Source organism: Lentzea sp. (assembly GCF_035525475.1).
Classification (GTDB): Bacteria; Actinomycetota; Actinomycetes; order Mycobacteriales; family Pseudonocardiaceae; genus Lentzea.
Window position 1 is genome coordinate 1 of record NZ_DATLEC010000171.1, and the last position, 6487, is coordinate 6487.

The window sequence follows — 6487 nt, forward strand, 5'->3', positions numbered from 1 at the left end:
GGCTCGTTCCCACATCTCGATGAACGGCGCCTCCTCCGAGACGAGCACGCCGTAGAGGTCGAGCATCGCGCGCAGGCCGTGGTACTCCGGCAGCTGGCCGTTCTCGATGCGGCTCAGCTTCTGGTAGTTGTAGCGCAGCCGGTACGCCGCGTCGCGCTGGCTCAGCCCACTCCGTTCACGCAGCCTCTTCAACGCCTCACCGAGGCGCACCTGCCGGAACGTGGGGTCGGACATGGTCCGAACGTTACGGACGAGATCTGACATTCGTGAATCACGGTGGCGGGGTCTGATGAGGACCGTCCAGCTCATGGAGTACGTCCACAGCATCCAGTACCACCGGCGCGGCGGGAACGGTCGCCTCACGCTCACCCATGTCGAGATCGTGCAGGATCACGGTTGGTACATAAGGAAAGACGCCGACTGGAAGTCCCGGTACACGGTGGCCTGCGCGACCGAGTACCTCACGCGGGTGTCAGCGGAGGCGGGCACGTTCGCCATCACGGTGTGGAGGGGCGCCGACCGGATCTGCACGGTCGGGATCGACTGGAATCCTCCGAACAGGTGATCTCACCGCCGGAGCAGGCCGGCCAGCAGACCCGCGATGTTGTACGCGTCGTCGTGGCCGCGGTGGTGCGTGCCGTCGAGCCGGTGCCCGGCGATGCGCAGGGCCTCGGCCATGCCGACCTCGCGCGGCAGCACGTTCACCAGGGCGAACAGGGTCTTGACGTTGACGTGCCGCGGCCCGAACGGGTAGCCGACGCCGAAGTTGGCGCACTGGCGTTCGAACATCTTGCGGTCGTAGTCGCCGTAGGAGGCCCAGACCCGGCGGTCCGACCGGAACTCCTTGCGCAGCACCGCGCACGCTTCGGCGAACGACACGCCGCCGGCGACCTGTGCAGGGGTCAGGGTGGTCAGGCGGGTGCAGAAGGGGCTGACGGAGGAGCGCGCCGGGCGCACCAGGACGGAACGCCGCTCGCCGCGCGCCCCGGAGGCCACCTCGAGCGGGCAGATGCCGATCTCGATGATCTCCGAAACCTCGCCGGGAGGAGGCGAACCCTCCCAGCACGTCGACTCCACGTCGACGACCAGCACCTCGTCCAGCGCGATCACGTCCTGATCGTCCCCCGGCTGTCTACTGGAATACGACGACCGGCAGCACGACGATCTCGCCCGTCGCCGCGTTCCACGACTGGACCTTGCCGAGGCACCGCGCGTTGAACTGGCCCGGCGGCAACGTGTCGCGCAGGCTCGCCCGGTCGCACTCGACCCGCACGCGGTGTTCTCCGACGGGGGCGACCAGCACCGCCGGGTCGTCGCCGTCGGCCATCTCGAACCGGCCGTTCAGGGACACGTAGTCGCGGATGTCGTTGAGGCGCTTGGCCCTTCCCCGCCGCCACGCCTCGTCCGCCTTGATGCTCCTGGTGTTCAGGTCGACGTCCACGACGCCGTGGCCCGCCCTCAGCCCGGCGAGCACGACGCCGATGACGTCGATCTCCGTGGCCGGTTTCTCGTAGGTGTCGGTGTTCTGCTCCACCACCGAGCCGTCCACGCCGATCCCGAACTCGCTCGGGCCGACCTGCAGCTTGCCGTTCTTCGTGACGGTGATCTGCTTGACGAACTGCCGGGTGACCGCGTCGTCGTACCTGCCGACCTTGCACAGGTTGATCATCCGCTGGCCGTGCACGTAGAACAGCAGGCCCGGCACCTCGGGTCCCGGGTCGCGGCGCCGCGCCCACCGCCAGACGAGGACCACGACCACGGCGAACGCCACCAGCGTCGCCACCCACAGCAGGATCCAGGCCCACGAGACGGACCACCAGAGCGCTCTATCGACATCCACGGATCTCTCTCACCGCCTCCAGCAACGACTTCGCGCCCGCCTCCACGAGACGGCCGCCGCTCGCCTGAGCCACCCGGTCCAGCTCCGCCGTGGAGGCCTCACCGAACCGGATCGGGTACACGGGCACCTCACCACGGCCCACGCGCAGGAACTCGTCCACCGACGGGCCCGTGTTGTTCTCGCCGTCGGTCATCAGCACGACCGTCGTCTCCCCGCGAGCGAGCTTCAACGCGTGCTCCACGGCGGCCCAGATCGCGGTGTTGTCCCGCAGGTCGTCGGACGCGACGACGGACAGCAACGTGTCGAGGTCCTGCCGTCCGCGCACGGTGACCGACCGCTCTTCCAGCACCGAACCGGCGAAGCGCACGATCGTGACCGTCTCGCCGACGTAGAAGCGGTCGAAACCGTTGAGGGACGCGAAAGCCTCTCTCAGACCGGCGATCCGCTCACCGCGCATGGACGTCGAGTAGTCCAGCACGAAGACCACCTGACGGCCGTCGCCCGCGCGGTCGTGGAAGAGGAGCAACCGGTCGAGGACCTCCTGGCTGTCCGGGAAGTACAGCGCGGTGCCGAGGTCGGCGCGCAGCTTCTCGTGGCGCACCACCGAAGGGTCTACGGGACGGCGCCAGGTGCGTTCGGCGATCATCTTCTGCGCCGCCGACGACCGCAGCCACTCCACGACCCGGTCGTAGGACTCGCGGTGCGCGGGTTCGACCAGCATCAGCGGGTAGTCCGAGAGCACGATCCCGTCACGCGGATACACGATCTCCAGAGGCTCGACACGACCGGAAGCGTTGAGCGCCAACAGCTCCGACTCGTGCGCGACCAGTCCGTCCACATCGGACCGCCGGGTGAACTCGGCGACGGGGTCCGGCACGTCGAACGCCCGCCCGGCGAGGAACCCCTGCAGCCGGTCGCAGCTCACGTCCTGCGGGCGCAACGGCGCACCGGTACCCGCGGCCGCCGTCGCGACCCCGATCAGCGCGGCCATCCCGCCACCGGACACGCGCGGATCGGCCATGCCGTAGCGGAACTCCCCCACCGCGGCCCTGTCCGCGATGTCCGCCCACGTCGGTCGCTCGCCCAGCGCCGCCCGCTTCCCGCGCTTCACCCCGAGCACCACCGGGGACGTCATGACGCTCGCCGACAGCTCGGGCTCCGCACCGCGCAACCGCAGGAACCTGCCGCTGGACAGCCAGGCCAGGTCGAACCCGGCGAGCGACCGGCTGGCCTCGACGGTGCCGCGGTACTCCACCGCCAGCTCGACGCCGGTGGCCTTCCTCAGCTCGGCCAGCACGGGAGCGAGGTCGGCCAGCTCCGTGCTCGCCAGCACCTTCAGGCGAACCGGCGGAGGGGTGCTCGACGTGCACGCGGAGAGCAGGAGCAGCAGCACCGCTGCCAGCACCCTCATTTGCAGTCGCCGACGATGTCGAGCATGCGTTCGAAGAGCTCCGCCTTGGGCAGCTGCACCCTGCCCGCGTCACCGGCGGGCGGCTTCGGGAGGCCGCGGCTCGCGATGTAGGTGCCGAAGTCGTCGGCGGACTCCCCGTTCCAGCTCAGCGAGTGGAACCCCAGCTCGACCGCGCGCCGGCGCAGTTCGGGGTCGTTCATCATCAGCTCGCCGATCCGGTCGCCCTCGGGCGTGAACGAGATCAGCTCGGGCGTGCTCTGGTGCTGCTTCGTCGGGTAGAGCAGCACGCGTTCGGTGTCGACGGTCTTCTGCCGCAGCTGGTAGGCGATGTACTGGTGTTCGTAGATCACCGCGATGACGGCGTGCGTGCGCCCCTCCGGCACGAAGTACTTCGGTGCCATGTCCTCGCCGGCCTGCCCCTGCGCGTCGACGAACGGCTTGACCTCCAGCGCCAGCTGTTCGGCGGCTTCGACGGTCTGCGGTGGCTCGTCACCGAAGGCGGTGGCGAAGAACCCGACGAGAGTCGCGCCCGAGTAGGCCTTGCAGGGGTCTGGTGACTGCGCGATGACGCGGTTGCCGTTGCTCAGGCCCCAGTCGCTCCACCTGGTCTTCGAGAGCTCCTTGAACGCGGCCATGTCGAGGTCGTAGTAGAGCTGGTTCGGGCCTTGCCCGTGCGGTATCGCGGCTTTCGCCCGCACCAGCGCGTCGGCGTACTCGCGGAACGTGGCGAGCACGACCGGGGTGAAGAACGGCCGGTACGGCACCACGTGCTTGCCCGCCCGGCGCGACTTCACGTGCTCGTTGGCGACGTGCCCCGACGGGAACACGAAGTGGTACGAGTCGAGGTCGGGCTTGTCCGCCAGGTCGCGGGAGCCGATGGGCGTCACGTGCACCTGGTAGCCGCGCGCCATCAGGATGCGCTTGACCTGCTCGTCCTGGAAGAAGTCGCGCTTGGAGGCGAACAGCGCCCTGACCACGGTCACAGGACGGAAAGGGCCGGTGATGTGCCCGGAGACGAGCAGCACCACCAGCCCTGCCACGAACACCGCCAGCGGCGGCACGAACCACAGCAGGAACCGTCTTCGCGGGTCGACGACCTTGAACTCGGGCTCCCGCACGGCTCCCCCTGGAGTCAGACGATCACGGCACCACCGTCGACGACGAGCGTCTCGCCGGTAACGTAACCGCCCGCGGGGGAAGCCAGGAACAGAACGGCGGCGGCTAGTTCCTCCGGATCACCGATTCGCCCGGATGGCAGCGTGGCCTGGATCTTCTCCAGGTACCCCGGCGGGTACTGGTCGGTCATCTCGGAGGCGAAGAAACCGGGGCAGATCGCGTTGACGCGGATGCCCTTGCGCCCGGTCCACTGCTGCGCCAGGTCCCGGGTCAGACCGAGCAGACCGGCCTTCGACGCCGAGTACGCGGCCTGCGGGATTCCGCCGGTCACGAGGCCGAGCACGCTGGAGATGTTGATGATCGAGCCACCGGACTTCATGACCGACGCGGCGGCCTGGGCCATCCAGTAGGCGCCGTTGAGGTTCACGTCCATCACGCCGAGGAACTCCTCCGGCGTCTCCCGCGAGGCCGGCACCGCCGACGCGACACCCGCGTTGTTCACGAGCACGGAGACGACACCGAACTCAGCCGCCGCTCGAGCGACCTCACGGCAGTCGTCGGGCTTCGACACGTCGGCCTGCACGACCAGCGCGCGACGACCAGCGGCCTCGACCAGCGCGGCCGTGTCCTTCAGCTTGTCCGCGCGACGGGCCGCGAGCACGACGTCCGCGCCGGCCTCCGCGAGCCCCTTGGCGAACGCGACACCGAGACCGGACGACGCGCCGGTGACGATCGCGACCTTCCCGTCCAGGCGGAACTTGTCCAGGATTCCCACTACGAAAGCCTCTCCAGGATGATCGCCATGCCCTGACCGCCGCCGACGCACATCGTCTCGAGCCCGAACTGGGCGTCGCGGGCCCGCATGCCGTTGATCAGCGTCGTCATGATCCGCGCGCCGGTCGAGCCGAACGGGTGACCGAGCGCGATGGCGCCGCCGTGCACGTTCAGCTTGTCGATGTCGATGCCCAGTGCCCGCTGCGAACCGAGCACCTGGACGGCGAACGCCTCGTTGATCTCGACCAGGTCGATGTCCGACATGGACAGACCGGCGTGGCCGAGCGCCTGCTTCGTGGCGTCGACCGGGCCGAGGCCCATGATCTCCGGCGACAGCCCGGAGACACCCGTGGACACGATGCGCGCCAACGGGGTCAGGCCCAGCTCCCGCGCCCGCACGTCGCTCATGATCACCACAGCGGCGGCGCCGTCGTTGAGCGGGCAGCAGTTGCCGGGCGTGACGGTGCCCTCGGGGCGGAACGACGGCTTCAGCGCCGACACGGCCTCGTAGGTGACACCGGCACGAGGGCCGTCGTCCGTCGAGACCACGGTGCCGTCGGGCAGGACCACCGGCGTGATCTCGCGGGCGAAGAACCCGTCCGCGATCGCCTTCTCCGCGAGGTTCTGCGACCGCACGCCGAACTCGTCCTGGTCGTGCCGCGAGATGCCCATCCGGGTGGCGACGTTCTCGGCCGTCTGCCCCATCGAGATGTAGTAGTCGGGCAGCCTGCCGTCCAGGCGCGGGTCGGTCCACGGCGCGTTGGAGGCCGCCGTGTCCAGAGTCCGTTGCTGGGCCTCGTCGAACACCGGGTTCGACGACGGCGCGCCGGAGTGCATGTACCGCGACACGCACTCGACACCGGCGGAGATGAACGCGTGGCCCTCCCCCGCCCTGATCGCGTGGAAGGCCATGCGGGCGGTCTGCACGGACGACGCGCAGAACCGGTTGACCGTCGTGCCCGGCAGCGTGTCGTAGCCGAGTTGTACCGCCACGCGGCGGGCGATGTTCTGACCGTGCTCGTCCTGCGGCTCGGCGCAACCGAGGTGCAGGTCGGTGATCTCGGTGGCCGGCAGGCCCTCCAGCGCGGCCGAGATCACCTGCGCGGCCAGGTCGTCCGGGCGCAGCGAGACGAGGGAACCCTTGCGAGCACGGCCGATCGGCGACCGGGCGGTGGAAACGACGACTGCTTCAGGCATGCCGATCTCCCCTTACAGGCCCAGGTCGCGGCCGATGAGTTCCTTCATGATCTCGTTGGAGCCCGCCCAGATCTTCGTGACGCGGGCGTCCATCCACGCGCGGGCGACGCGGTACTCGGTCATGTAGCCGTAGCCGCCGTGCAGCTGCA

9 protein-coding genes are annotated in these 6487 nt (G+C 69.3%); 1 reads left to right on the plus strand and 8 read right to left on the minus strand.

Going from position 1 to position 6487, the window contains the following annotated elements:
• A partial coding sequence (locus tag VM306_RS28225) for a helix-turn-helix transcriptional regulator (protein ID WP_325520488.1) occupies window positions 1-234 on the minus strand: 234 nt, incomplete at its 3' end.
• 55 nt (window positions 235-289) lie between these two features.
• Here VM306_RS28225 and VM306_RS28230 point away from each other — a divergent pair.
• Window positions 290-565: a hypothetical protein gene (locus VM306_RS28230; protein WP_325520490.1), complete on the plus strand. Its 276-nt coding sequence runs from the start codon at window positions 290-292 to the stop codon at window positions 563-565.
• A gap of 2 nt (window positions 566-567) precedes the next feature.
• Here the strand turns inward: VM306_RS28230 and VM306_RS28235 are convergent, their stop codons facing one another.
• The 7 genes from VM306_RS28235 to VM306_RS28265 all read right to left on the minus strand — a co-directional run.
• Entirely contained in the window at window positions 568-1110 is a 543-nt protein-coding gene (locus tag VM306_RS28235) for a 3'-5' exonuclease (protein ID WP_325520492.1), read from the minus strand.
• Window positions 1111-1132: 22 nt separating this feature from the next.
• Window positions 1133-1840: a hypothetical protein gene (locus tag VM306_RS28240; RefSeq protein ID WP_325520494.1), complete on the minus strand. Its 708-nt coding sequence runs from the start codon at window positions 1838-1840 to the stop codon at window positions 1133-1135.
• On the minus strand, window positions 1827-3251 hold the full coding sequence (locus VM306_RS28245; RefSeq protein WP_325520496.1) for a vWA domain-containing protein: 1425 nt from the start codon (window positions 3249-3251) through the stop codon (window positions 1827-1829). Before VM306_RS28245 ends, VM306_RS28240 begins: the two co-directional genes overlap by 14 nt.
• Window positions 3248-4369, minus strand: a complete 1122-nt coding sequence (locus VM306_RS28250) for a hypothetical protein (RefSeq protein ID WP_325520498.1) — start codon at window positions 4367-4369, stop codon at window positions 3248-3250. The genes VM306_RS28245 and VM306_RS28250 overlap by 4 nt, the downstream gene beginning before the upstream one ends.
• 14 nt (window positions 4370-4383) lie before the next feature.
• A complete protein-coding gene (locus VM306_RS28255) occupies window positions 4384-5142 on the minus strand; it encodes a glucose 1-dehydrogenase (protein WP_325520500.1) in 759 nt (252 codons plus the stop codon).
• The gene (locus VM306_RS28260) at window positions 5142-6338 is read right to left on the minus strand and encodes an acetyl-CoA C-acetyltransferase (RefSeq protein ID WP_325520502.1); all 1197 of its coding nucleotides are present in this window, start codon (window positions 6336-6338) and stop codon (window positions 5142-5144) included. Before VM306_RS28260 ends, VM306_RS28255 begins: the two co-directional genes overlap by 1 nt.
• 12 nt (window positions 6339-6350) lie before the next feature.
• Window positions 6351-6487: acyl-CoA dehydrogenase family protein (locus VM306_RS28265; RefSeq protein WP_325520504.1), on the minus strand; the 137-nt coding region annotated here is incomplete at its 5' end.